This is a genomic window from Mycobacterium sp. (assembly GCF_035633495.1).
In the GTDB taxonomy this organism is placed as follows: Bacteria; Actinomycetota; Actinomycetes; order Mycobacteriales; family Mycobacteriaceae; genus Mycobacterium.
In genome coordinates, this window is the sequence record NZ_DASQEU010000188.1 from 19,971 (window position 1) to 44,447 (window position 24,477).

25 protein-coding genes and 3 pseudogenes are annotated in these 24,477 nt (G+C 68.0%); 10 read left to right on the forward strand and 18 right to left on the reverse strand.

The window, feature by feature from the left end:
* Nucleotides 1-119 precede the first annotated feature (119 nt).
* Nucleotides 120-935 carry a translation elongation factor Ts gene (gene tsf, locus VET27_RS26595; protein WP_526523051.1) on the reverse strand — a complete coding sequence of 272 codons (816 nt, stop codon included), beginning with the start codon at nucleotides 933-935 and terminating at the stop codon, nucleotides 120-122.
* A gap of 13 nt (nucleotides 936-948) precedes the next feature.
* The gene (gene rpsB / locus VET27_RS26600) at nucleotides 949-1,782 is read right to left on the reverse strand and encodes a 30S ribosomal protein S2 (protein WP_526523053.1); all 834 of its coding nucleotides are present in this window, start codon (nucleotides 1,780-1,782) and stop codon (nucleotides 949-951) included.
* Nucleotides 1,783-2,112: 330 nt separating this feature from the next.
* Between rpsB and VET27_RS26605 the strand changes: the two genes are divergently transcribed.
* Complete coding sequence (locus tag VET27_RS26605; protein WP_526523055.1) at nucleotides 2,113-2,637, forward strand: M23 family metallopeptidase; 525 nt, start codon at nucleotides 2,113-2,115, stop codon at nucleotides 2,635-2,637.
* Here the strand turns inward: VET27_RS26605 and VET27_RS26610 are convergent.
* Nucleotides 2,585-3,481 carry a tyrosine recombinase XerC gene (locus tag VET27_RS26610; RefSeq protein ID WP_526523099.1) on the reverse strand — a complete coding sequence of 299 codons (897 nt, stop codon included), beginning with the start codon at nucleotides 3,479-3,481 and terminating at the stop codon, nucleotides 2,585-2,587. The genes VET27_RS26605 and VET27_RS26610 overlap by 53 nt on opposite strands.
* Nucleotides 3,482-3,832: 351 nt before the next feature.
* Here VET27_RS26610 and VET27_RS26615 point away from each other — a divergent pair.
* Nucleotides 3,833-4,048 (forward strand): annotated as a pseudogene (locus VET27_RS26615) (DUF222 domain-containing protein); the annotation flags it as partial.
* A gap of 88 nt (nucleotides 4,049-4,136) precedes the next feature.
* Nucleotides 4,137-4,736 (forward strand): HNH endonuclease signature motif containing protein, encoded by a 600-nt coding sequence (locus tag VET27_RS26620; RefSeq protein WP_526523057.1) that lies wholly within the window; start codon nucleotides 4,137-4,139, stop codon nucleotides 4,734-4,736.
* A 3-nt stretch (nucleotides 4,737-4,739) separates the two neighbouring features.
* Here the strand turns inward: VET27_RS26620 and VET27_RS26625 are convergent, their stop codons facing one another.
* The 8 genes and pseudogenes from VET27_RS26625 to VET27_RS26660 form a co-directional block, all read right to left on the reverse strand.
* Entirely contained in the window at nucleotides 4,740-5,900 is a 1,161-nt protein-coding gene (locus VET27_RS26625; protein ID WP_526523059.1) for a zinc-binding dehydrogenase, read from the reverse strand.
* Nucleotides 5,897-7,075, reverse strand: a complete 1,179-nt coding sequence (locus tag VET27_RS26630) for an alpha-hydroxy-acid oxidizing protein (RefSeq protein WP_526523061.1) — start codon at nucleotides 7,073-7,075, stop codon at nucleotides 5,897-5,899. Before VET27_RS26630 ends, VET27_RS26625 begins: the two co-directional genes overlap by 4 nt.
* 22 nt (nucleotides 7,076-7,097) lie before the next feature.
* A pseudogene (locus tag VET27_RS26635) lies at nucleotides 7,098-7,190 on the reverse strand (siderophore-interacting protein); the annotation flags it as partial.
* Between the two features lie 137 nt (nucleotides 7,191-7,327).
* Nucleotides 7,328-8,449, reverse strand: a complete 1,122-nt coding sequence (gene dprA / locus VET27_RS26640) for a DNA-processing protein DprA (protein WP_526523063.1) — start codon at nucleotides 8,447-8,449, stop codon at nucleotides 7,328-7,330.
* Nucleotides 8,446-9,957 carry a YifB family Mg chelatase-like AAA ATPase gene (locus VET27_RS26645; protein ID WP_526523065.1) on the reverse strand — a complete coding sequence of 504 codons (1,512 nt, stop codon included), beginning with the start codon at nucleotides 9,955-9,957 and terminating at the stop codon, nucleotides 8,446-8,448. Before VET27_RS26645 ends, dprA begins: the two co-directional genes overlap by 4 nt.
* Nucleotides 9,957-10,328, reverse strand: coding sequence for a YraN family protein (locus VET27_RS26650; protein ID WP_526523067.1), 372 nt, complete (start codon nucleotides 10,326-10,328; stop codon nucleotides 9,957-9,959). Before VET27_RS26650 ends, VET27_RS26645 begins: the two co-directional genes overlap by 1 nt.
* A gap of 131 nt (nucleotides 10,329-10,459) precedes the next feature.
* Nucleotides 10,460-10,870, reverse strand: a complete 411-nt coding sequence (locus VET27_RS26655; RefSeq protein WP_526523070.1) for a DUF6958 family protein — start codon at nucleotides 10,868-10,870, stop codon at nucleotides 10,460-10,462.
* Nucleotides 10,867-11,334 carry an SRPBCC family protein gene (locus VET27_RS26660; protein WP_526523072.1) on the reverse strand — a complete coding sequence of 156 codons (468 nt, stop codon included), beginning with the start codon at nucleotides 11,332-11,334 and terminating at the stop codon, nucleotides 10,867-10,869. The genes VET27_RS26655 and VET27_RS26660 overlap by 4 nt, the downstream gene beginning before the upstream one ends.
* Before the next feature lie 47 nt (nucleotides 11,335-11,381).
* On the opposite strand from VET27_RS26660, the gene VET27_RS26665 reads away from it, so the two are divergent.
* Nucleotides 11,382-11,834, forward strand: coding sequence for a MarR family winged helix-turn-helix transcriptional regulator (locus VET27_RS26665; RefSeq protein ID WP_526523074.1), 453 nt, complete (start codon nucleotides 11,382-11,384; stop codon nucleotides 11,832-11,834).
* A gap of 92 nt (nucleotides 11,835-11,926) precedes the next feature.
* Here VET27_RS26665 and VET27_RS26670 read toward each other — a convergent pair whose 3' ends face one another.
* Nucleotides 11,927-12,517, reverse strand: coding sequence for a TetR/AcrR family transcriptional regulator (locus VET27_RS26670; RefSeq protein ID WP_526523075.1), 591 nt, complete (start codon nucleotides 12,515-12,517; stop codon nucleotides 11,927-11,929).
* 98 nt (nucleotides 12,518-12,615) lie between these two features.
* Nucleotides 12,616-13,104 carry a TspO/MBR family protein gene (locus tag VET27_RS26675; RefSeq protein WP_526523077.1) on the reverse strand — a complete coding sequence of 163 codons (489 nt, stop codon included), beginning with the start codon at nucleotides 13,102-13,104 and terminating at the stop codon, nucleotides 12,616-12,618.
* A gap of 211 nt (nucleotides 13,105-13,315) precedes the next feature.
* Here VET27_RS26675 and VET27_RS26680 point away from each other — a divergent pair, with 211 nt between their 5' ends.
* The 6 genes from VET27_RS26680 to VET27_RS26705 all read left to right on the forward strand — a co-directional run bounded on the left by VET27_RS26680 (nucleotide 13,316) and on the right by VET27_RS26705 (nucleotide 20,804).
* Nucleotides 13,316-13,822 carry a MarR family winged helix-turn-helix transcriptional regulator gene (locus VET27_RS26680; RefSeq protein WP_526523079.1) on the forward strand — a complete coding sequence of 169 codons (507 nt, stop codon included), beginning with the start codon at nucleotides 13,316-13,318 and terminating at the stop codon, nucleotides 13,820-13,822.
* 41 nt (nucleotides 13,823-13,863) lie between these two features.
* A complete protein-coding gene (locus tag VET27_RS26685) occupies nucleotides 13,864-14,517 on the forward strand; it encodes a hypothetical protein (protein WP_526523081.1) in 654 nt (217 codons plus the stop codon).
* A 130-nt stretch (nucleotides 14,518-14,647) separates the two neighbouring features.
* The gene (locus VET27_RS26690; protein ID WP_526523101.1) at nucleotides 14,648-15,667 is read left to right on the forward strand and encodes an iron ABC transporter substrate-binding protein; all 1,020 of its coding nucleotides are present in this window, start codon (nucleotides 14,648-14,650) and stop codon (nucleotides 15,665-15,667) included.
* 12 nt (nucleotides 15,668-15,679) lie between these two features.
* The gene (locus VET27_RS26695; protein WP_526523083.1) at nucleotides 15,680-17,257 is read left to right on the forward strand and encodes an ABC transporter permease; all 1,578 of its coding nucleotides are present in this window, start codon (nucleotides 15,680-15,682) and stop codon (nucleotides 17,255-17,257) included.
* Nucleotides 17,254-18,321, forward strand: coding sequence for an ABC transporter ATP-binding protein (locus VET27_RS26700; RefSeq protein ID WP_526523085.1), 1,068 nt, complete (start codon nucleotides 17,254-17,256; stop codon nucleotides 18,319-18,321). Before VET27_RS26695 ends, VET27_RS26700 begins: the two co-directional genes overlap by 4 nt.
* Nucleotides 18,321-20,804, forward strand: a complete 2,484-nt coding sequence (locus VET27_RS26705) for an AMP-binding protein (protein WP_526523087.1) — start codon at nucleotides 18,321-18,323, stop codon at nucleotides 20,802-20,804. Before VET27_RS26700 ends, VET27_RS26705 begins: the two co-directional genes overlap by 1 nt.
* On the opposite strand, the gene VET27_RS26710 is transcribed toward VET27_RS26705, so the two are convergent.
* The 5 genes and pseudogenes from VET27_RS26710 to VET27_RS26730 form a co-directional block, all read right to left on the reverse strand.
* A complete protein-coding gene (locus tag VET27_RS26710) occupies nucleotides 20,770-21,588 on the reverse strand; it encodes an acyl-CoA thioesterase (protein ID WP_526523089.1) in 819 nt (272 codons plus the stop codon). The two genes, VET27_RS26705 and VET27_RS26710, sit on opposite strands and share 35 nt — an antisense overlap.
* Nucleotides 21,585-22,796: a CoA transferase gene (locus VET27_RS26715; RefSeq protein WP_526523091.1), complete on the reverse strand. Its 1,212-nt coding sequence runs from the start codon at nucleotides 22,794-22,796 to the stop codon at nucleotides 21,585-21,587. The genes VET27_RS26710 and VET27_RS26715 overlap by 4 nt, the downstream gene beginning before the upstream one ends.
* 32 nt (nucleotides 22,797-22,828) lie before the next feature.
* A complete protein-coding gene (locus VET27_RS26720) occupies nucleotides 22,829-23,602 on the reverse strand; it encodes an HAD-IIA family hydrolase (protein WP_526523093.1) in 774 nt (257 codons plus the stop codon).
* A 34-nt stretch (nucleotides 23,603-23,636) separates the two neighbouring features.
* A pseudogene (locus tag VET27_RS26725) lies at nucleotides 23,637-24,020 on the reverse strand (Rossmann-fold NAD(P)-binding domain-containing protein); the annotation flags it as partial.
* Between the two features lie 85 nt (nucleotides 24,021-24,105).
* Entirely contained in the window at nucleotides 24,106-24,444 is a 339-nt protein-coding gene (locus tag VET27_RS26730) for a phage tail termination protein (RefSeq protein ID WP_526523103.1), read from the reverse strand.
* Nucleotides 24,445-24,477: the final 33 nt, after the last annotated feature.

The following is a 24,477-nucleotide window of genomic DNA, read 5'->3' on the forward strand; positions in this document are numbered from 1 at the left end:
ATAACGCCGTCGGGTCATCGACCGCTAGATACGGAGAAACCCCGCGCCCACCGGGATCGCCGGTGGGGGCGCGGGGTCTCCTAGATGAGCGATTTGGTGCGTCGCCCAAGTCAATGCGTCTAGGCGCGACCGACCTCGAAGCGGACGAACCGGGTGACGGTCAGTCCAGCATCGTCGATCACGGCCTTGACGGTCTTCTTGTCGTCGGAGATGGCCTGCTGCTCGAGAAGGACGACGTCCTTTAAGAAGCCCGTGAGGCGACCTTCGATGATCTTCGGCAGCGCCTTCTCGGGCTTGCCCTCTTCGCGAGCCGTCTCCTCGGCGATGCGTCGCTCGTTGGCGACGGCATCGGCGGGAACGTCGTCACGCGTCAGGTACTTCGCCTTCATCGACGCGACCTGCAGCGCGACGGCGTGCGCGACCGCGACGTTGCCTCCGGTGTACTCGACGAGCACGCCGACGGCGGGCGGCAGATCGGACGACCGCTTGTGCAGGTACGCCTCCACCGTGCCGTCGAAGTACGCGACGCGACGCAGTTCGAGCTTCTCGCCGATCTTGGCGGAGAGGTCGGCGATGACCTGCTCGACGGTCTTGTCCCCGATGGTGGCGGTCTTCAACTCCTCGACGTCGGACGCCTTGAACTCGGCAGCCGCGGTCACGATCTGCGCCGCCACGGCCTGGAACTCCTCGTTCTTGGCGACGAAGTCCGTTTCCGAGTTCAGCTCGATCAGCGCGCCGCCCTTGGCGGCGACCAGGCCCTCGGCCGTCGCACGCTCGGCGCGCTTGCCGACGTCCTTGGCACCCTTGATGCGCAGGACCTCGACGGCCCTCTCGAAGTCACCGTCGGCTTCGACGAGCGCGTTCTTGCAGTCGAGCATGCCCGAGCCAGTCAGCTCCCGAAGTCGCTTGACGTCGGCAGCGGTGTAGTTCGCCAATGTCTCAGCCTCTCTAGGAAGATTCAGCGGTCGTCTCGGTGGCAACGGCTTCCGCTTCCGCGGGGGCAGCCGAGGGCGCCGTGGCCGTGGCCAGCAGTTCCTGCTCCCACTCGGCCAGCGGCTCGGCACCCTCGGCGGCGGCTTTGTCGGCGCCGGCGCCGGAGCGGGCCTTGAGCCCCTCGGCGACCGCAGAGGCGATCACCTTGGTGAGCAGTGAGGCCGAGCGGATTGCGTCGTCGTTACCCGGGATCGGGTAGTCGACGAGGTCCGGATCGCAGTTGGTGTCGAGGATCGCGATGATCGGGATGTGCAGCTTGCGCGCCTCCGCGACCGCGAGGTGCTCCTTGTTGGTGTCGACGACCCAGATCGCCGACGGCACCTTCTGCATGTCGCGGATACCGCCGAGGCTGCGCTCGAGCTTGTTCTTCTCGCGGGTCAGCATCAAGATTTCCTTCTTGGTGCGGCCTTCGAAGCCACCGGTCTGCTCCATGGTCTCCAGCTCCTTCATACGCTGGAGGCGCTTGTGCACGGTCTGGAAGTTGGTCAGCATGCCGCCGAGCCAGCGCTGGTTGACGTAGGGCATCCCGACGCGGGTGGCCTCGTCGGCGATGGACTCCTGTGCTTGCTTCTTGGTACCGACGAACATGATGCTGCCGCCGTGGGCGACGGTTTCCTTGACGAATTCGTACGCCTTGTCGATGTACGTCAGCGTCTGCTGCAAGTCGATGATGTAGATGCCGTTGCGGTCGGTGAAGATGAACCGCTTCATCTTGGGATTCCAGCGACGGGTCTGGTGCCCGAAGTGGGTGCCGCTGTCAAGCAGCTGCTTCATGGTTACAACAGCCATGGTCGGCCATGTCCTTATTCTGTCGGTTGTCGTCCGGCGTCGGGTGATGCCGAACCCTGGCGCCCGTTGCGTGCCGGACCCGGTCTCGAGGAGCTCGAGGCGGGACCGCCCGGCATGCGTGTGCAACCCAATCGATCGGGGCTGCGGCACAGGCGCGCGAAGTCAACCCGCTCACGCGGATTGCGGGGCTGAGTTTACACCGTTGACATGCATGCTTTGTCCACGCGAGGGCAGGAGCGTGGCGACCGGGGTCATCCACAGTCGCTGTTTGGTGCACAGATCGCGCCGAGCGCCTTCCGCCACCCGGCGTCAAGGCGCTGAACTGGCCAGATGAGATCTCTGTCGATCGTACTGGCCGTCGGCGTCCTGCTGGCGGTACCGGCGTCCGCTGTCGATGGCCGGCTGGACTGGCCGCTACGACCCCGACCGGGGGTGCTGCGGACGTTCGACGCGCCGTCGCCCAACTGGAATCGCGGCCACCGTGGCGTCGACCTGGCCGGCACTGCAGGTCAGACCGTGTACGCCGCCGCGGCGGGCACCGTCGTCTTCGCCGGCGAGTTGGCGGGCAGACCCCTGGTGTCGATCGCCCATCCGGGTGGCCTGCGCACGACGTACGAACCGGTGCGGGCCGTCGTGCGGGTGGGACAGCCGGTCGATCCCGGTAGTGCGATCGGAACGCTGGTCGCCGGTCACGCCGACTGTGGAGCCGATGCGTGCCTGCACTGGGGTGCCATGTGGGGCCCGGCGTCGCGCGCCGATTACGTCGACCCGCTCGGCCTGGTGGCGACGACCCCGATCCGGCTCAAGCCCTTGGGTGCGCCTGATCGTGAACAGCACGCAACCTCGCGACGGTGACGTGGGTGTACAGCTGGGTGGTGGCCAGGCTCGAATGACCCAGCAGCTCCTGGACGACGCGGAGATCCGCCCCTCCTTCGAGCAGGTGCGTCGCCGCGCTGTGGCGAAGTCCGTGTGGGCCGATGTCGGGAGCTCCGTCGACGGCGGCCATCGTCTGGTGCACCACGGTGCGGGCCTGGCGCGGGTCGATGCGCCGTCCACGCGCGCCGAGCAGCAGTGCGGGTCCCGAGGTGGCGGTGGCCAAGGCAGGCCTGCCCTCGGTTAGCCAGGACGTGAACGCCCGCAGAGCGGGTTCGCCGAAGGGCACCGTCCGCTGCTTGTTTCCCTTGCCGAGCACTCGCAGCACCCTCCTGCCGGTGTCGACGTCGTCGACGTCGAGACCGCACAGCTCGCTGACGCGAATTCCCGTGGCGTACAACATCTCGACGATCAACCGGTCCCGCAGCGCGAGCGGATCTCCTTGCTGCGCACCGGACGTGGCGGCGTCCATGGCATCGAGTGCCTGGTCCTGACGCAGCACCGCGGGCAGGGTGCGGCGTGCTCTGGGGACTTGTAGACGTGCCGCGGGATCCCCGTCCAACAGGCCACGTCGAGAGGCCCATGCGGTGAACGTCTTCACCGCCGACGTCCGCCGCGCCAGCGTCGTGCGCGCTGCTCCCGCCGCGGCCTGGCTCGAGAGCCACGTCCGTAGCAGCGGCAGCGTGAGCCGCTCCAGTGGGGGGTCGGGCGTTCGCTCCGCGAGAAAGCTGAACAGCGAGCGCAGATCGCCGAGATAGGCACGGCGGGTGTGTTCCGACCGACCGCGTTGCAGCGCGAGGTACTCGTCGAACTCCTCGAGGACCACGTCGACCGCCACCACGATTCCCTACGTTGGCAGACGCTTCCTGGCGTCGCATTCAGTGGCGGCCCGTGTCGCCAATTCGAGACCACATGGTGACCTGACCCCGCGGACCTGATTCCGCGAAAACTTCTGCGCCACTGTGGTTTCACCAGTCACAAGCCGGAGTTTCTTGTCGGTGGTTCGAACTAGCGTTCGGTTATGAGTTCGCACGCCGTCGCAGCCATCGAGGCGCTGTAGGCCGCCCGCGACGCAGTGACCGCCATCGACGTGGACACCCTTACCCATTCCGAGTTGTTGGAGGTGCTCGATCACCTCGAACGGGACACCCGTCGCGCCCCGGTCGTGGCACATCGGGTGATCAATCGCCTGGCGGCGGAGGCCAATCCCATCGAGCTCGGCGCGACGTCGCTGGGCAAGCTGCTTGCATTCCATCTCCGCATCGGCCAGGGGGATGCACGTCGACGGATCGACTGCGCGGCTGAGCTCGGTCGACGCCGGACGCTGTCGGGGGAGTCCTTGGCCCCGGTGCACGAGAAGACCGCTGTGGCGCAGGAGGCCGGCCGGATCGGGGCCGATCACGTCGCGATCATCCGGAACTTCTTCGCCCACCTGCCCGATTCAGTCGACTACGAGACGCGGCGAGGCAGCCGAGGCCGACTTGGCACGTATCGCCAGCGAGCACGGACCCGAAGGTCTACGCCAAGCCGCAAACCTGCTGTCCGCGCTGCTGCATCCCGACGGCGACTACTCCGACGACGAACGGGCCCGACGCCGCGGGCTGACGCTTGCAAATCAACAGTCCGATGGAATGAGCCGCATCAGCGGCTGGGTGACTCCCGAGACACGGGCAGCCCTCGCCTCACACGCCTTTCACTACCTGGCGGTGTTCGACAAGTACACCGGTGAGACGTTGCACCTGGGCCGTTCACGCCGGTGCGCATCACCTGCGCAACGCATCGTGCTGTTCAGTCGCGACCGGGGCTGCACCAGACCCGGCTGCACGGCGTCTGGGTACCAATGCGAGGCGCACCATGCGGTCGCGGATTGGAAGAACGACGGCCAAACCGATGTCAACGACCTCACCCTGGCCTGTGGCCCCGACAACCGCATGATCGAAAACAGCGATTGGATCGCCCGAAAGCGCGCTGACGGCCGCACCGAGTGGATACCGCCGCCAGCGCTCGACACTGGCCAAGCCCGCGTCAACGACCTTCACCACCCCGAACGCATGCTCACCGAGGGCAACGACGACCCGTAGTGGTCAGGGTGCGACGGAGGCGCTGGCGGGATCGATGAGGATCTTGGCGTGCGTCTCGGGATCACCGAGGGCTTCGAAGGCGGTCTCAACGCCGTTCAGCCCGACCGTGCCGGTGAGCAAGGGCGAACCGTCGACCTTGCCGTCGGCCAGCATGTACAGGGTGTCGCGGAATTCCAGTGGCGTGTAACCGAATACGAATCGCAAGTCGACCTCCTTGCTGATCGCCATCGCGGGCCGCAGCTTGTCCTCCCCCATGCAGACACCGACGACGACGACGCGCGAGTTGAGCGGCGCCGCAGCCACCACGCCGTCGATCATGCCCGGGACACCGACACATTCGAAGATGACGGGCCGCTTCGGGCCAGCCGCGCCGAGAGCGTCCGCCGCGCGATAGACGTGTGACCACCCGGGCAGCTTGCGCAGTTTCTCCATCGATCCCACGCCGAGCTCGTACAGGGCTTGAGCGTCGGTGATCACGCCCTTGGTCTCGGCGGCGCGGTCGTACGGTGAATCGACCGACGGGTCGACCACGACGTCGGCACCGCACCTCGTGGCGAGTGCCCTTCTGCCGCTGGAGAAGTCACTCGCGACGACGGTCTTCACCCCGTTCGCCTTGAGGTGGCTGATCACGGCGAGCCCGACTGGACCGCAGCCGACCACGATCGCGACGTCTCCCTTGCCGATCTCGCTGCGGCGCACGGCGTGCAGCGCCACGGCCATCGGCTCGGTCAACGCCGCGATGTCGGCCGACAACCCATTGGGGACGACGAAGCTCATCGCCGCCTCGACGAGTACCTGCTCGGCGTATCCCCCGGGCGCCAGCGGTGACAGCCCCGTCAGATGCACGCCGCCGTTGGCACGCACCAGCGGGAAGGAGACGACGAGCGTGCCCGCCTTGAACTCCTTGGCGACACCGCGTCCGCGTTCAGCGACCTCACCGGAGAACTCGTGCCCCATCACGACCGGCGTGTCGGTCCGCATGAAGTCCTCGTAGCCGACCGCGGCCATCACGTCCTCGAGCTCGCCGGCGTGGTGTCGGGCATGCAGGTCGGAACCGCAGATACCGCACCGCCGCACCTCGAGGACCAGTTGGCCCTTCTGCGGCTGCCGGGCCGGAACGTCGGCCACCTCGAGGTTCCCCTCGAGGCACGTCACGGCCTTCATCGGGACACCGCGGCTGACTCGACGCGACGCAACGCCTCCGGCACCAGATCCTTGAGCGAGGCGTACCCGTCGATCCCCATGATGAGGTCGGCCTCGGCGAGCAGAGACCGCAGGACGTGCACGACGCCGTCGGCGCCACCGAGCGCCAGCCCGTACGCGTAGGGCCGCCCGACTCCGACGGCGGTGGCGCCGAGCGCCACTGCCTTGACGATGTCGGCGCCACTGCGGATGCCGGAGTCGAACAACACCGGTACACCCTTCGCCGCGTCGACGACTCCCGGCAGGCAATCGATCGCGGGCAGCCCACCGTTGGCTTGGCGCCCGCCGTGATTCGAGCAGTAGATGCCGTCGACGCCGCCGTCGATGGCGCGACGGGCGTCGTCGGGATGCTGGATGCCCTTGACCAGTAGCGGAAGCTTCGTCAAGGACCGCAACCACGGCAGGTCGTCCCAGGCCAACGAATTGCCGAACACCGAGATCCACTTGAGGATCGCGCCCTGCGGGTTCTCCTCGGGCGTCTGCGCCAGCGAGGCTCGGAAGACGGGGTCGCTGGTGTAGTTCGACAGGCAGTGCCCACGCAGCTGCGGGAAGTTGGACGTCGACAGGTCGCGCGGCCGCCAGCCGGGAACCCAGGTGTCCAAGGTGACGACGATGCCCTTGTACCCGGCGGCCTCGGCCCGCGAGACCAGGCTGGCGGCCAGGTCACGGTCGGTCGGGGTGTAAAGCTGGAAGAAACCCGGTGTGTCACCGAACTCGGCGGCGACCTCCTCCAACGGGTCGGCCGTCAGCGTCGACACCACCATCGGGACGCCGGTGCGGGCGGCAGCCCTGGCCGCGGCGAGGTCACCGTGGCCGTCCTGCGCGCACAGGCCGATGACACCGATCGGCGCCATGAAGACCGGCGACGGCAGGGTCAGCCCGAACAGGTCGATGGATACGTCTCGCTCCTTGGCGCCCACGAACATTCGCGGCATCAGGCCCCATCGTTCGAATGCCGTGACGTTGACGCGCTGCGTGCGTTCATCGCCCGCGCCGCCGGCCACGTAGGACCACAGCGACGCAGACATGGCGGCCTGGGCCTTGGCCTCCAGTTCCGCGAACGCCATCGGAAGAGACGGCAGGACGCCGGACAGGCCCTGCAGGTAGATCTCGAGTTGGTAGTCACCGAATGCCATGAGCCAAGAGTGCCAGCCCCGCTCACCCAGCGGACTGAGACTCTGCTTTCGCCAGCTCGGCCTTCCATTGCCGGAAGGTCTCCTCGGTCCGGCCGCGCCGCCAATAGCTGCGTACCACTTCGAACGTGTGGATCGGACGCCCTGCCACAGTCACCTCTTCGCGATCGTCGGTTGGTTCACCGACCATACGAGCGGGTGAGGTCGGGTGGACGTCTACCGTGCGAGCTTCCCGACGCCGTGCATGGAGCCAACTTACCGGAGCGCGATCCGCCACTTCCCGTCACGACGAAGCACCAGACCAGCGAGTTCCAAGGTCGCCAGGGGTCCCAGCAACTCCGTTGGCGGCAGACCGGCCGCCACGGCGATCTGGTCGACGGTGCGGGCACCCCGCGCTGGAAGTGCGTCGTAGGCCCGCAGCTCGGTTTCGGTGAGCCCGTCGAGCGGCGAGGTGGGCCGATCGGGCTCTGGCGCGATCTCACCCGCCGCTCCCACCATTTCCACGACCTCCTCGACGCGCGTGACGAGGAAGGCGCCGTTCCTGATCAACACGTGACACCCGGCGGACGCCGACGACGTGACTGGTCCCGGATAGGCGCAGACGGGACGTCCGAGGGCCTCCGCCCAGGCGGCCGTGTTGGCCGCGCCGCTGCGCAGACCCGCCTCGACGACGACCGTCGCTCCGGACAGCGCGGCCACGAGCCGATTGCGGGTGAGGAAGCGGTGCCGCGCGGGCCGAACGCCCGGTGGATACTCGCTGACCAGTAGCCCCCGTTCACCGATGCGGCGCAGCATCGCCGAGTGCGCGGACGGGTACGGCACGTCGACCCCGCCCGCGAGCACCGCGACGGTGAGACCCTCCGCGCCCAGCGCCGCGCGATGCGCCACGCCGTCGATGCCGAAGGCGCCGCCGGACACCACCGCCACGTCGCGTTCTGCCAGGCCGGCGGCCAGATCGGCTGCCTGATACTCGCCGTAGGACGTCGCCGCCCGCGTTCCGACGATCGAGCACGCACGTTCGGCCACGTCGGCGAGTGAATCCACCCCGATCACCCACAGCACCATCGGTGCACGCCCCGCCGGACGGTCGCGCGCGGGTCTGCCGTTGAACGACGTGAAGGCAAGCAGTGGCCAGTCGGGCTCGTCGGGAGTGACCAGACGGCCGCCGAGGCGCGCCAGTAGGTCGAGATCCTCTGCCGAGCAATCGATGTCGCGCCGCGCCTCGGTGAGTCGCGCGAGCGCGGGCATCACGTCACCCCGTTTGATGCGCGTCGCGGCCTCGACGGGTCCGACGTCCGCCACGTACGCCGCCAGATCGTGGGACGGTGGCTCGACGACCCGCGACAGGTAGGCCCATGCCCGCCTTTCGTCGTTCATCGCGCACCTCCGGCCTGACGAAAACTCAGTGCGGTGTTGACGTCGCCCAGCTCGGGCATCGGGCGGCCCGCCAGATCGGCGAGGGTCCACGCGACGCGCAATGTCCGGTCGACGCCGCGGATGCTGAGGTCGCCTCGGTCCAGGGCGGTCCGCAGCGGCGCCATCACCGTTCGATCCAGCCGGAATCGTCGGCGCAACAGCGGTCCGCTGACCTCGGCGTTGGTGCGAACGCCGTGGGGCGCCCACCGCGCCGCGGCCGCCTCGCGCGCTGCGGCCACCCGGTTGCGGACCGTCGCGGTGGACTCACCTTCGGCGGCACCCATCGCGCCCGACCGGACCGGATGCAGTTCCACCCGAAGGTCGACGCGGTCCATCAGCGGGCCGGACAACCTGCCCAGATACCTCCGCTTGACGACGGCCGCACAGATGCAGTCGCTCGGCTTGGCCGGGGCGCACGGACACGGGTTCGCCGCCATGACGAGCTGGAACCGGGCCGGATAGTGAGCGACGCCGTCGCGACGGGCAAGGCGAATCTCGCCGTCCTCCAGGGGTGTTCGCAGTGCCTCCAGCACGCTGGAGCCGATCTCGGCGCACTCGTCGAGGAAGAGCACGCCGCGATGCGCGCGGCTGACCGCACCTGGACGGGCGAGCCCGGAACCGCCGCCCACGAGTGCAGCGACGGTGGACGTGTGGTGTGGTGCGACGAATACCGGTCGAGTGATGAGCGGAGTGCCGCCGGACAGCAGGCCCGCCACCGAATGTATGGCCGTCACTTCCAGCGATTCCGCGTGCGTCAGGGGCGGCAGGAGGCCCGGAAGTCGTTGCGCGAGCATGGTCTTGCCCACCCCGGGCGGCCCGGTCAACAGCAGGTGATGAGCGCCCGCGGCGGCGACTTCGACGGCGAACCTTGCGTGTGACTGCCCGACGACGTCGGCGAGGTCGGCCATCGGCTCGGCCTCTGGCGCGGACGCGATCACTCTGTCGTCGAGCGAGCCCTTGCCCTCGAGCCAGGCCTGCAGGTGACGCAGCGTCCGCGCCCCCCACACCTGGATGCCGTCGACCAGGCTGGCCTCGGCAAGGTTGTCGATCGGCACCACGACGGTGGGCCAGCCCTCTCGCTTGGCCGCCAGCACCGCGGGCAACACGCCCTTCACCGGTCGCACGCGCCCGTCGAGCGCCAGCTCGCCTAGGAGCACCGTCTTGTCCAGCGCCGCCCAGGACTTCTTCTGGTGCGCCGACAACACCGCCAACGACAAGGCGATGTCGTACACCGAACCGGTCTTCGGAAGCGTGGCCGGCGACAGGGCCAGTGTCAGCCGGGCCATCGGCCAACTGTTGCCGCAGTTGGTGATTGCGGCCCGCACCCGGTCGCGCGCCTCCTGCAGCGCGGCGTCGGGCAGTCCGACCAGATGCACACCGGGAAGGCCCGAGGTGATGTCGGCCTCGATCTCGACGATCGCACCGTCCACCCCGCACACCGCCACCGAGTACGCCCGACCCAGCGTCATCACCCCACCCCCTCGAGGTGCGTGAGCTCCGGGATCGGACCCCGTCCGATCCGCACGCCGACGACGTCGATGCGCACCTGTGCCCAGCGGTGGTCCTGAGCGGCCAGCCACGCTCCCGCCAGACGACGCAGACGCCGCACCTTCTGCGGAGTCACCGCCTGCTCCACCCCACCGAACCGGTCACTGGTGCGCGTCTTGACCTCTACGAACACGACCACGCCTGCGGCATCGTCCGCGGCGATCACGTCCAATTCGCCGTAGCGACACCGCCAGTTGCGGGCCAGCACCCGCAGCCCGCACGACCTCAGATGCTCGACCGCCATGTCTTCACCGAGCGCACCGATCTGAGCCCGACTCCAGGTTTCCGTCATGCCCCCACCGTGCGGGCACGCTGCGACAGGGCGGTCGCTGCGTCAGGCCGTCATCCACAGACGCGAGTTCACCCACAGATGAAGACGATCTCGCCTTCGCTGCCGATGAGCGCTTCCGGCGGCCAACCGGATTACCTTGCCGGTTCGACGAGACTGTCTGAGCGGAGCCGCCAGATCCGCTGGGGACTGGATCCGGGTATCCGCTCGATCTCGCAGCGGGCCTCGAGGTCGACTTTGGTGTAGGTGCAGTAGTTGCGCACCCGCTTGTTGGGGAAGAGTGGATGGTCGGCGAAGCGGTGCTGGGCCTCGTCGACGATGAGCTTGAGCGCCAGGGTCCCGTCGGGGTCGGACTCGTTGTCGAGCATGCCTAGGACGTGCGCTCGCATGAGTTCGTACTGCTCGAGGTCCATGGTCCAGCCGTCGAGGCCGCCGAGGCGGGTGGCATTGAAGATCTGGACGCGTCCGTGTTGGCGTGCGGCTGCGTCGGCGTCCCACGCACTCTGGGGCACGGGTCCGCAGTGGGGATCCCGGGCTACGCTCACCGCTGCGTCTGCTCTACGAAAGCTTTGAGCTGGCGCAGATCCGCGACGTGGAGTGCGCGGACACGGTGGCCGAGCAGCCGGTCGACCAGCAAGCGCGCAGGCTGTGGCAATGGCACATCGTTACGAAAGTCCAGATGAACCGTGGTTCGTTGGGCGGTGATCGTCTCGATGCGGAAGCCCACTTCGGGGCGCATCGTGCGCCCGCGAAGTCCGCGGTTTGTCAGGCGGTACTCGACCAGCTTGCCCGGCTCGGTGCGCACCAGTTGCTGACGTCCCTGCTCTATGCCGGCGGCGTCGGTGAAGACGATGTTGGAGCCGACGGAGGTCCCGTCGCCCTGCACGGCGCATGTGTAGCCAGTGGCTTGCGGCCAGGCCGACCACTGCATCAACTCGTGTTCATCAGCGATCGCGGCGTATACCTCATCGGCGGCGCGGTCGACGACGACGCTCACGGTCCACTTCACCCGCACATCCCCTTAGTTCGATGCTCAGACAGTATGGTGATCTAACCATGTCAGCCGATTCAACCCAAGACGAGTTGCTGATCGCGTGCCGGAGGATCGGGGAGGCCATGGACCTCTTCGACGAGGCGGCCTGCCGATCCCTCGGGATCGGGCGCAGCGACCTGCGCGCACTGAACCTGCTCGAGGACGGTCCGATCGGCGCAAGCGAGATTGCACGGCGGCTCGGTCTGACCAAGGCCAGCGTCACCAGCCTCATCGACCGACTGCAGCGAGCGAACTACGTAGCCCGTCGTGCCGATGACGCGGACCGCCGCGCGGTACTCGTCGAGCTGCAACCCGCCACCTGGCAGGCGCTCGCGAGGATCTATCGCCCACTGGGACTGCACGTCGCTGCCAGCACGACGAACGTGACCGGCGCGCACCGGCGGCGTGTCTCTGCCACGCTGCGACAACTGGGTGCCGCATTCGACGAGGCCCGAAGCGGCCTCGGGCGTCCATGAAACCGGCGGTCAGATTTGCGACGCCGACAACCAAGTCTTCCACGCCGACGTCGTAAGGCATTGGTGCAGTATTACGTTCGTACACGACGTCCTCAGTGCATGGTGGGCAGCAGCGCGATGAAATTCTCGGCAGCGGCCTGCATCCGTGCCGGCGCATAGCCCGACTTGCGCAGCGCCTCGGAGCCGCGGAGGAACGTGAGCACCAGCAGCGCCAGTTGGTCGGGTTCGACGGCGGGATCGATGTCGCCGTCGCGCTGAGCCGCCGCGACGGTGTCCGCGAGCAGCGCCTGGTGCTTCTGCATGGAAGCCTTGACCCGACGAGCCACATCCTTGTCGGTGGAACCCAATTCGGCGGCACTCTTGGCCAAGAGGCAGCCGCGCCTGGCTTCAGCGGGGGTGGTACTCGCCTCGTTCCTGAGGTGACCGACCAGACGGTCGAAGGCCGAGACGCCTGGCGCGCCCAAGTCATCGGCGACCGATGCCATGGTGCCGGTGCAGTAGTCGTCGAGCGCCCGCAGGTAGAGCCCGTGCTTGTCCCCGAACGCGCCGTAGAGACTCCCGCGGCCCAGACCCGTCACCTCCGTCAGATCGTCCAACGACGTGCCTGCGTATCCAGCGGACCAGAACTGGTCGCGCGCGGCCGCGACGACGTCTTCTTCGACGAACTTTCGAGGGCGAGCCATGCCTCGACCTTACTCATTGTTAACCGATCGTTCCAGAATCGTCGGCGACCGGTCGTGCGGGCCAGCGCGCACGCGCCAGGCAGTGCTGATGGGGGTGATCAGAGTTGCGCTCGTATCGGGCGTCGTCCCCGCCATCCGAATAAGTCGTCGGGACTGCGCAAGGCGGTGCCGGTGGATACATAGGACGCATACGCCAACCACAGCAGGCGCGGGACGAGGAGCCACGCTGCCTTGCGGTCGACTCGTGACGTTGCGACGACGCCGTGCGAGGTCACCGCGAGTCCCGCCACCGTGTCGAGCGCCCCGAGTATCGGGCTGCGGAGCCCGAAGTACAGCCCTGAGAACGACGCGAACAACCCCCAGGAGACGGCTTCGGAGGCGAGCGCCGTGCGGCGGCCCGGGGTGTCGTGCGGCAGGTTGGCCACCCGCAGGTTGGAGTACGCGGTGAGGATGTTGTTGATCGCCCATACCGGAGCGAACACCCAACCGGGTGGCGCACCGGGCGGGGTGACTTGCCGCGCGTAAAACTCTTCATCGCCGTTGTAGCCCGCGGGTATTGCGCTGCAGAGGTTTGCCAGGGCGCCCACCGCGGCAGCATGCCACCAGCGATAACGCCGCCGGGACGTGGGCATCCATTCAGGGCTGACAGAAATTTGTTCGGGTCCGGTTCTCATCTCGTCCTCCTTCGGTCCCCTTCGACGGTCGCAATACAGCGGTGCCCTGAGTTTGCGTTCACGACTACCTCCGTTTCCATGTGTCTCGGTAAACGAGCTACTCTCCCGGGGCTAGTATTGCTCCGTGGCCGAGCTATCGCAACCCGACGACGTCGAAGCCCGCGAGCGCGCGCGTATGTCCGCCTCCGAAATGTCGTGGGCACTTCGCGAAACACAGCGGGCGCAGGCCAGTGTCGACCGGCGGCTGGCCATGCAACTGGACCTACGCCCCTTGGACTACCAAGCCCTCAATCACGTCATGACTGCAACTGAGCCCTTGGGGCCGGCGGAACTCAGCGCCAGGCTGGCGATCTCGACCGGCTCTGGCACCGAGCTCGTCGACCGGTTGGAGGCCGCCGGCCATCTCGAACGGCACCCCCACCAGACCGACCGCCGACGACGGATTCTGCAACCAGCCCCGGCGGCCGTCGACCGCATCCTCGGCCAGCTCGGACCGCTGTTCACCGCACTCGACGACCTCGCCGAGGGCTTCACACCCGAGGAACAGTCCACCGTCATTCGCTACTTGCGCGCAGCGGCCGAGTCCTTGAACGAGTATGCCGAAAACCCTGACGTGACCCACGGCGCATAACTGTCGGTGGTCGGACCCGGCTCCATGCCGAGCATGCAAGGATGAGCCGCATGGCGTCCGGATGCACCACCGCGCGTGGGCAATTGATGGACGGGATCCGGCGGCGCACCGCATCCGTGCTGATCCTGGCCGCAGTTGCGGCCATCGGCACCGGATGCGACTCCGGGACCGTCGTGAACACCGACGACGCCCGCCCGACCACGCAGACCAGCACGTCCGCCCCACCCCCGCTGCCGAGTCGACCGACCAACGACACGCTGGCCAACGCCTTCGACTACGCCGCACCGCAGGCGGACGGGCAGACGGCCTACTACTTCACCAGCCCCAGCAAGCGATGGGTGTGCGCGATCATTCCGCGAGGGACGGCAGGCTGTCAGTCATCGACGGGATCGACCATTCCCGTCAAGGGCGCACCAGACACCGTGCCACGACAAGACGGGACGAACGGCACGCCGAACGCCATCCAGGTGGGTAGAAACGCCGATCCTCAGTTCGCCGATCTCGACGCACCCGGGTACTCCCTCGCCCCCGGCCCCGCAGCGATCCTGCCGTTCGGCAGGGTGCTGATCGCCTCCGGGTTTCGCTGCAACGTACAGGAGGCGACGGGGATCTCCTGCGCCAGCGAACTGACCGGGAAGGGCTTCACCTTCAGCGCCGACGGATTCACTCTTCAGTACACGGATCTGCCCGCGTAGTTTCGCGCGTCGACGTGTCAGACCACTACGTCCGCCTGACTGCCCGCGCGCGCTCCAGGTATGTTCGTTAGGTAATCCTCACCTGATGAGCACTGTCTGGGCCACCACCAGCGCGGAAGGGACGTATTCGATGCGGTCACCTTGGAGGCGGATCGGCGTGCTGCTGTCCGCTATCGCGCTCGTCGCGGGCGCCACGGCGTGCTCGTCGTCGTCCAACGAGTCCGACGGGCTGTTGATCTACAACGCCCAGCACGAGTCGCTGACCAAGGAGTGGATCGACGCCTTCACCAAGGCGACCGGCATCAAGGTGACCTATCGCCAAGGCGGCGACACCGAGCTGGGAAACCAGTTGATCGCCGAGGGCGCCTCGTCGCCCGCCGACCTCATCCTCACCGAGAACTCACCGGCCATGGCCGCAGTCGAGAAGGCTGGGCTGTTCGCGGACGTGGACCAGGCGACGATCGACCAGGTGCCTGCGCAGTACCGACCGGCGACCAAGAAGTGGACCGGAGTCGCCGCACGCACCACGGTGTTCGCCTACGACAAGTCCAAGCTCACCGAGGACCAGTTGCCAAAGTCGATCATGGATCTCGAAGAGCCGGCGTGGAAGGGCCGATGGGGCGCTCCGCCGGTCAAGCCGGACTTCCAGGCGATCGTCGCGGCGATGCTCGAGCTCACCGGTGAGCCCGCGACGTCGGCGTGGCTCGCCGGGCTGAAGACGAACGCCGAGATCTTCCAAGACAACATCTCCACCCTGCGGGCCATCAACGCGGGCGAGGTCGACGGTGGCGTGATCTACCACTACTACTGGTTCCGGGATCAGGCCAGCACCAAGGAGATCAGCGGCAACACCGCACTGCACTACTTCCGCAACGCGGACCCGGGCGCCTTCGTCTCCATCTCCGGCGGCGGCGTGCTCGATTCCAGCAAGAAGAAGGACCAGGCCCAGCAGTTCTTGACGTTCATCACGAGCAGGGAGGGCCAGGAAGTGCTCGAGAAGGGCAACTCCTTCGAGTACCCGGTCGCCAGCGACGTGCCGGCCAACCCGGCACTGGTGCCGCTCGCCGACCTGCAGGCGCCTGCCGTCAACCCCTCGGACCTCGACGCCCAGAAGGTCACCGACCTGATGACGAAGGCCGGCCTGCTCTAGATGGTGCGGTAGGTGATCACCACCGACACGGTCCCGGCGGCGCCGCGCCCGCAGCGCGTCGACCGTTCGGGTCCCCGTCCCGGACCGCTGCTCATCGGCGTCGTCGCGGTCTTGGTCGCTGCCACCTTCGTGCCGCTCGGTTACGTCGCCTGGTCGGTGGCCTCCACCGGGCCATCCCGGGTGTATGCCCTCGTCGCGCGGCCGCGCGTCGGCGAACTGCTCTTCAACACGATCGGGCTGGTCGTCGTGACCGTGCCGCTGTGCGTCGTCCTCGGCGTCGCCGTCGCGTGGCTGGTAGAGCGCACCGACGTGCCGGGCCGCGCGATCTGGCGCCCGTTGTTCGTCGCACCGCTGGCCGTTCCCGCGTTCATCAACAGCTACGCGTGGGTCAGTGTCGTGCCCTCCCTGCACGGCTTCTGGGCGGGAATCCTGGTGGCGACGATGTCGTACTTCCCCTTCGTCTACGTGCCCGCCGCCGCGACGCTTCGCCGGCTAGACCCTGCGATCGAGGAATCCGCCAGGGCACTGGGCTCCAGCCCGACGGGCGCCTTCTTGCGGGTGGTGCTACCCCAGCTGCGACTCGCTATCCTCGGCGGCGGCCTGCTCATCGGGGTACACCTCCTCGCGGAGTACGGCGCCTTCGCCATGCTGCGCTTCGCCACCCTGACGACCGCGATCTTCGAGCAGTTCCAGGCCACGTTCAACGGCGCGGCGGGCAGCACGCTCGCGGGCGTCCTGGTCCTGCTCTGCCTCGTCCTGCTGGTCGGCGAGGCGGCAGGCCGCGGCAACGCCAGGTACGCGAGGATCGGCTCGGGCGCACAACGGCAACTGTCGCCACATCACCTGCGCGGCATGGCGATTCCCGCCGTCACCTCACTCGCGGCACTCGCTGTGCTGGCCCTCGGCGTTCCGGCGTGGACGGTGACCCGCTGGCTGTGGATCGGCGGCGGGAGTGTCTGGGCGACCGACGAGATCATGACCGCCACCGTCCAGACCGCGGGCCTGGCGGCGGCGGCCGCAGTGTTGACGACGGTGCTCGCCTTCCCCTTCGCATGGGTGGCCGTGCGGTACCGCGGATTCTTCGCACGCTTCGTCGAAGGGTCCAACTTCATCACCAGTTCGATGCCGGGAATCGTCACCGCCCTGGCCTTGGTCACGGTCGCGATCCGCGTCGCTTCGCCGCTCTACCAAACGATCTCGCTGGTGCTGGCCGCGTACGTGCTGATGTTCATGCCGCGCGCCATGGTCAACCTGCGCTCGGGCCTGGCGCAGGTGCCACCCGGGATCGAGGAGGCGTCGCGATCCTTGGGCGTGTCACCCACCCGGACGCTACTGCGCGTCACGCTGCGGCTCACCGCCCCGGCCGCCGCGGCAGGCGCCTCGCTGGTGTTCGTCGCCGTCGCCACCGAATTGACGGCCACCCTGCTGCTCGCCCCCACCGGCACCAGCACGCTGGCGATGCGGTTCTGGTCGCTGAGCAGCGAGCTCGACTACGCGGCCGCCGCGCCCTACGCGCTTCTCCTCGTCGTGTTGTCGGTACCGGTCACCCTGGTGTTGTTCCGCCAGTCGACCAGGGTGGCCGCGCTGTGACGGTGAATGCGCTCGAGGTCACCGGTCTCGCCAAGTCATTCGGCGGCCACGAGGTGCTTCACGGCGTCGACCTGAGTGTGCCCAAGGGCACCGTCACCGCGGTCGTCGGCGCCTCCGGATGCGGTAAGACCACCCTGCTCCGCCTCGTCGCCGGCTTCGAAACCCCGGACGCAGGAACCATTTCCATCGCCGGACGCCTGGTCACCCACGCCGACGGATTCACCGCGGCGCACCGACGCGACGTCGGCTACGTCGCACAGGACGGCGCACTGTTCCCGCACCTCACCGTCGGCCAGAACATCGCATACGGGTTGACCGGCAGTGCCCGCAGTTCCCGCGCCCGGGTCGCCGAACTACTCGAGACCGTCTCCCTCGACGAGTCCTTGGCGCGACGCCGACCCCACCAGCTGTCCGGCGGCCAGCAGCAGCGCGTCGCGCTCGCAAGGGCACTCGCACGCGAACCCGCACTGATGCTGCTCGACGAACCCTTCAGCGCGCTGGACACCGGTCTGCGGGCGTCCACCCGCCAGGCCGTCGCGCAGTTGCTCGCCGCGGCCCACGTGACGACGCTTCTGGTGACCCACGACCAGGAGGAGGCTCTCTCGATCGCCGATCAGGTGGCCGTCATGCGCGACGGTCGGTTCACAGGAGTCGGTACGCCCCAACAGGTTTACCTCAATCCCGGAGACCGGTTCACCGCCCAGTTCCTCGGCGACTGCGTGCTGTTGCCGGGCACGGTCACCGGGGGTGTCGCCGACTGCGTGCTGGGCCGCCTTCCCGTGCGCGACCGGGCCGCCGACGGGCCTGCGACCCTCATGCTGCGGCCCGAGCAGTTGATCGCCACGGCCGTGTCCGACGAAGGTCACGGCCATGGGAACGGCAAGGGAGTCGGAACCGTGCTGTCCTCGGAGTTTCGCGGACACGACGTTCTGCTCGTCGTCGATCCCGGTGGAGGCGAACCGATCACCGTGCGTCAGCACAGTCTCGATCCTCCGGCCGTCGACGCCAAGGTCCGCGTCGACGTCATCGGGCCCGTGGTCGTCCTCGACGAGCGACCATCGTGATGCTCGACCGACTGATCGACCACCTCGCCTCGCACGGCGAGCACCCCGCGCTGCTGACCGCGCACCAGCGATTCTCCTACCGCGAACTCGCCGACCAGGTCGCCGCCAGCGCCTCCGAACTCGGTGGTCGGCGCAGGCTCGTACTCCTGGAGACCCGCAACGACACCGAAACACTGGTGAACTACCTCGGGGCACTGGCGGGCGGCCACGTCGTCATACCCCTGCCCGCCGACGGTGACCACACGGCCGTGATCGAGGCCTACGACCCCGAGGTGATCGTCCGCGGCGACAGCGTGGAGCACCGCCACCGCGCCGCCCACGAGCTGCATCCGGATCTGGCGCTGCTGTTGTCCACGTCCGGCAGCACGGGGTCACCGAAGCTGGTGCGCCTGTCGAGGACCAACCTGGTCGCCAACGCCGATGCCATCGCCACGTATCTCGACATCCGGCACACCGACAGGGCCGCAACGACTTTGCCCATGTCGTATTGCTACGGGCTCTCGGTGATCCATAGCCACCTCCTGCGCGGCGCCGGACTCGTCTTGACCGACCACTCGGTCGTCGACGACGAGTTCTGGCACCTGATGACGCTTCACCGGGGTACGACCTTCGCGGGGGTGCCACACACCTTCGACCTGCTGGACCGCATCGGCTTCGACGACATGTCGCTACCGCATCTGCGGCACGTCACTCAGGCCGGTGGCCGGCTCGCACCAGATCAGGTCCGGCGGTTCGCGGGGCTCGGCCGCCGCCGCGGGTGGCAGCTGTTCGTGATGTACGGGGCTACTGAGGCCACCGCCCGAATGGCCTACCTCCCACCGGAACTCGCGTCCGAGAATCCGCGCTCGATCGGTGTGCCGGTACCCGGTGGCACGTTCGACGTCGAACCGGTCGACGGAATGCCCGACGACATCGGCGAACTGGTCTACCGCGGCCCCAACGTGATGATGGGCTACGCACACGGGCCCGACGACCTCGCGACGGGCAGTACCCTCGCCGCCCTGCACACCGGTGACCTGGCCCGCCGGAACTCGAACGGTCTCTACGAAGTCGTCGGCCGCATCAGCCGCTTCGCGAAGTTGTACGGTTTGCGCCTCGACCTCGAGCGGGTCGAGGCATCTCTGCGCGACGCCGGCATCACCGCGATCTGCACGGAAGGTGACGGCCTGCTGTTGGTCGCGGCGGCCGACCGTCCCGCGGGCTGCGACGTGGCCCTCCTCGCCGCGGAGGCGTCGGGGCTGCCCCGCGCGGCGATCCGCGTACTCGACGTCGACGAGATCCCCCGATTGCCCACGGGGAAGCCCGATTTCCAAGGCGTCCGAGAGCTGGCCGACCGCCGCTCGGCGGCCGACGCGGACGCACCCGACCTACGCGGGCTGTTCGCCGACGTGTTGCAACTCGACGCCGCGTCGATCGACCCGAACGCCAGCTTCGTCGACCTCGGCGGAAACTCGCTTTCCTACGTGTCGATGTCGGTACGCCTCGAGCGCGCGATCGGCCACCTCCCCGCCGACTGGCAGCGGCTGCCGCTGCGAGACCTGGAGTGCGCCTCAAAACCTCGACGGTGGTGGGGCACCACGCTCGAGACCAGTGTCGCCCTGCGGGCGATCGCCATCGTGCTCGTCGTCGGCTCGCACGCCGGGCTGTACACGCTGTGGGGCGGCGCCCACATTCTGCTGGGCATTGCGGGCTACAACTTCGGACGCTTCTGCCTGACCCCGCTCCCGCGCCTCCAAAGAGCCCGTCACCTGCGGAACACCATCGCGTGGATCGCCGTGCCCTCGGCGGCGTGGGTCACCATCGCCCTGATCTTCACGAACGACTACACCGCGTCGAACCTGCTGCTGGCCAACAAGTTCTTCGGCCCCAGCGACAGCATGACGGCGGGCAGGTTGTGGTTCGTCGAAGTCGTGGTGTGGATTCTGGTGGTCCTTGCGCTGGTGTGCTGGACGCCGATCGGCGATCAACTCGAGCGGCGCAGGCCGTATGCGTTCGCGCTGGTGTTCCTGGCGCTGGGCCTCGTGGTTCGCTTCGACGGGTTCGGCATGGGCCACGCGGCGTGGTTCACCGTGCTCGCCTTCTGGTTCTTCGCCATCGGGTGGGCGGCGTCGAAGTCCTCGACGGTTCGACAACGCGTCGCCATCACGGTGATGCTCGCGGTCGGCGTCGTCGGCTACTTCGGAAACACCCACCGAGAACTGCTGGTGTTCACGGGCTTGGCGCTCCTGATCTGGCTGCCCGCCATCCGATGCCCGTCGGTGCTCACCGTGGCGGCGGGCGTGCTCGCCGAGGCGTCGCTCGTCATCTACCTGACGCACTATCAGGTGTACCCGTTGTTCGGTGACCACCGACTGCTGGGCGTCACCGCCTCGGTGCTGGTGGGTGTCGTCCTGACGCAGCTGCTGACCATGGCGCGCAGGCGGATTAGCGTTCGCGGGGCGTGGCCCGTCAACTCTCGGACGGCTGCTCCCGCTCCGCGATGAGACCCTCCTGCGCCACGGTGGCGGCGATCTCGCCGTCCGCCCCGACGAGGCTGCCGGTGATCACGCCTCGGCCGCGTGCCGCCGCGGGTGACTTGGTCTCCAGCAGGTTCCAGCGGTCCGCCCGCACCGGTCGGTGAAACCAGATGGACGAATCCGTCGTTCCACTGCGGTGGGTGCGCGCCTTCATCGAGTGACCGTGCACCTGCAGCGCAGGATCGATCATGTACACGTCGCAGACGTAGGCCGCGATGACGTCGTGCAGCAGCGGATCGTCGGGAACGGGCACCTCGACGCGCCACCAGAGGCGTCTCGTGAACTCGCCGGTCGACCAGTCGTCGACTACGCGAATGTCGATCTCGTCCAGGGGCATCGACGGTGCGGGCCCGGCAGGGCCGGTGCGTGGCAGGGTCTCGGGATCCTGCGGCATCGAGGCGAACCGGCCGTGTTCGGGCCCGGTCAGCGGCACGGAGAACGAGACGCTCGCCGCGGTCATCAGGCGGCCGGCCTGACGGGACTCCACCCGACGGGCCGAGGCCGTCCGCCCGTCGAACACGCGCTGCACGGTGTACTCGACGCGATCGGCCGCCTCGCCGCCCCGCAGGAATTGCAGATGCATGCTGGTGGGCAGCTTGGCGGGCGCCACGGTGCGGGCGGCAGCGACCAAGGTCTGGGCCATGAACTGGCCGCCGAACGCACGCTTGCCCTCGGGTCCGCTGGCCGGCCCGATCCAGGAATCCTCCGACGGGCCTGCTTCGAGGTCGAGCAAGCGCAGGAGTGCGCTCACGCGACCATGCCCGCGTCGGCCAGCCGATCGATCTCGGCATCGGACAGGCCGAGCCTGTCCCGGAGCAGGTCGGCGGTGTGATCGCCGAGTGCGGGCGACGGCAACGCCGACTGGTAGGCACCGTTGACCGCCAGCGGTAGCCCCGGCGCCAGATACTCGCCGATCCGTGGCTGCTCGAGCGTGCTGAACAGCGGGTTGTCGGTCACCTTCGGGTCGGCCGCGGTCTCGGCGAAGGTGCGATAGCGCTCCCACAGAATCGACGTCGCCGACAGGGCCGCGGTGATCTCGTCTGCGGTGTGATCGGTGAACCACACCGTGAAGAGCCCCGTGAGCGCGTCGCGGTGCCGATACCGCTCGCCCTCGTCGGTGAAGTCCGCGCCGAGTGCTTCACCAAGTGCGGCAACGGCTTTCGTCGTTCCAGTCACTTCGGCCAAGTCCCGGAAGTGCCGACCCGTGAGCGCCACGATCATGAACGACGCCCCGTCACCGCTGGCGAACGCCTGACCGTACTGGCCGTAGATCGAGTTGCCGATGCGTTCCCGCGCTACGCCGTTGACCATCACCTCGGTCAGGAAGCTGAGGTTGCCCGCCGTGGCCAGAGCTACGTTCTCCAACGGGACGCCGATGCGCTGGCCCTGCCCGGTGGCGTCCCGGTGCCTCAGCGCAGCCGTCACGGCAAGCGCCACGTAGAGCCCACACGTGACGTCCCAGGCGGGCAGGACGTGGTTGACCGGGTTCGCGAACCCGGTCGGCCCGGTGACCAACGGAAAGCCGATGCCCGCATTGACGGTGTAGTCGACACCGGTGCCGCCGTCGGCTCGGCCCGACACCTCCACGTGGATCAGGTCCGGACGCGACTTCACCAACGTCTCGTACGAATGCCATTGACGCCCCGCCACATTGGTGATCAGGATGCCACTGTCGACGATCAGCCGCGTGATCAGTTCCTGCCCCGCGTCGGATCGCACGTCGATCGCGGCGGACAGCTTGCCCTTGTTGAGCCCAGCCCAGTAGATGCTCTCGCCCTCGGCGGTCAGCGGCCAGCGGTGATAGTCCGCGGCCCCACCGACGGGGTCGACGCGAATCACCTCGGCACCCAGTTGGGCGAGCGTCATACCGGCCAGCGGTACGGCGACGAAGCTGGAGATCTCGATGATCCGCACCCCCGCCAACGGCCTGGCAGCATCCGGATGTTCGGTCGTGGTCACCAGGTCACGATATTGGCCGCGGGTTGGGCCCCTTATATCAGGTCGACGGCGTCCGCGATGGAGTCGAGAACCCGGCTGGGCCGGAAGGGATACTTCTCGATGTCAGCGAGCGTCGTCGATCCAGTGAGCACCAGGATCGTCTCGAGGCCGGCCTCGATGCCTGCGACGACGTCGGTGTCCATCCGGTCGCCGACCATGAAGGTGCTCTCCGAGTGCCCCTCGATGCGGTTGAGCGCACTGCGGAACATCATCGGGTTCGGCTTGCCGACGAAGTAGGGCTCCCGTCCGGTGGCCTTGGTGATCAACGCCGCGACCGAACCGGTGGCGGGCGTCGGCCCCTCCGCCGACGGCCCGGTGACATCGGGGTTGGTGGCGATGAAGCGTGCGCCGCCCCCGATGAGCCGGATGGCCTTCGTGATCGCCTCGAACGAGTACGTCCGAGTCTCGCCGAGGACCACGAAGTCGGGTCCGGTGTCGGTCAGCGTGTAACCCACCTCGTGAAGAGCCGTCGTCAGGCCCGCCTCACCGATCACGTAGGCCGATCCGCCGGGCAGCTGATCGTGCAGGAAGGCGGCGGTCGCCAGCGCCGAGGTCCAGATCGAGGCCTCCGGCACCTCGAGACCGGACCGCAGCAGGCGGGCCGCCAGGTCACGCGGAGTGAAGATCGAATTGTTGGTCAGCACCAGGAAGGGACGCTTCTTGTCCACCAACCGCTGCAGGAACTCGGCGGCGCCGGGTAGCGCACGTTCCTCGTGTACGAGGACGCCATCCATGTCGGTGAGCCAGCACTGCGGTGCCTTGCGCATCCCTCCAGTGTGGCAAGTCCCGGCGGCGTCGACGTCAGCGCACCACCACAGTCGACGGAATCCGCGGCGCGCCGAGCGCGGACCGGTGCGACGGCGGCTGGCGGCCCTCGGCGTCGGTGATGCCGTAGCGCATCGCCAGTTCGGCGCCGATCAGGGTCTGACCGCTCAGTTCGGCCAACGCGGCATCCCGGTGGAGCGCGTCGATCAGACGCCCGGTGAACTCCGGGGTCTCGGCGTGCCGTGCGGTCTTCGCCAACGCCTCCGGACGTCCGTCGAAGGCGCGGCGAAACGCATCGGTCAGCAGGATCCCCATCCAGATGGAGACGGTCGACACGCCGGTGCCCGCGAAGTCGACGGCCATGTCGGCGGCCAGCTTGTCGACGCCCGCCTTCTGCGCCCCGTACGCAGGGCCGTGCATGCGATTGAGCAGAACGAGACTGTGACCTACACCACTCTGGTAGTGGAAGTCAAGAAAGTAACGCGTATATTGCGGCATTCTCAAATTAACCCCCGGCCAACCGACCGGGGGGTCCCGGATGCCGTGCAGGTAGTCGACACCCTCCACGACGATCTGTTGTCTCACAACGCAATACAGACCCCTCCAGGGCATCTTCGTACAGCTCCTCAGCTTCGATCAGGCCGTCTGCGGAGACGGCTGTCATCTCCAGCACAGGCAGCGAGAACCGCCGGGGTGCGTCCGGGTTTCCGGGTGCCCCCCGGCACGGCGGATTACGACGAGTGGATACTCCCGGTAGTCCACGTCCGGGAGCAACGAAGACCACCGCGACACCGGGGAGGGCCTGCCCCAGGATCGGCAGGACCACCTCCTGGGGCCTGATCATTTCCTGACCATGACGTACTCGGCCCGCGCCGTG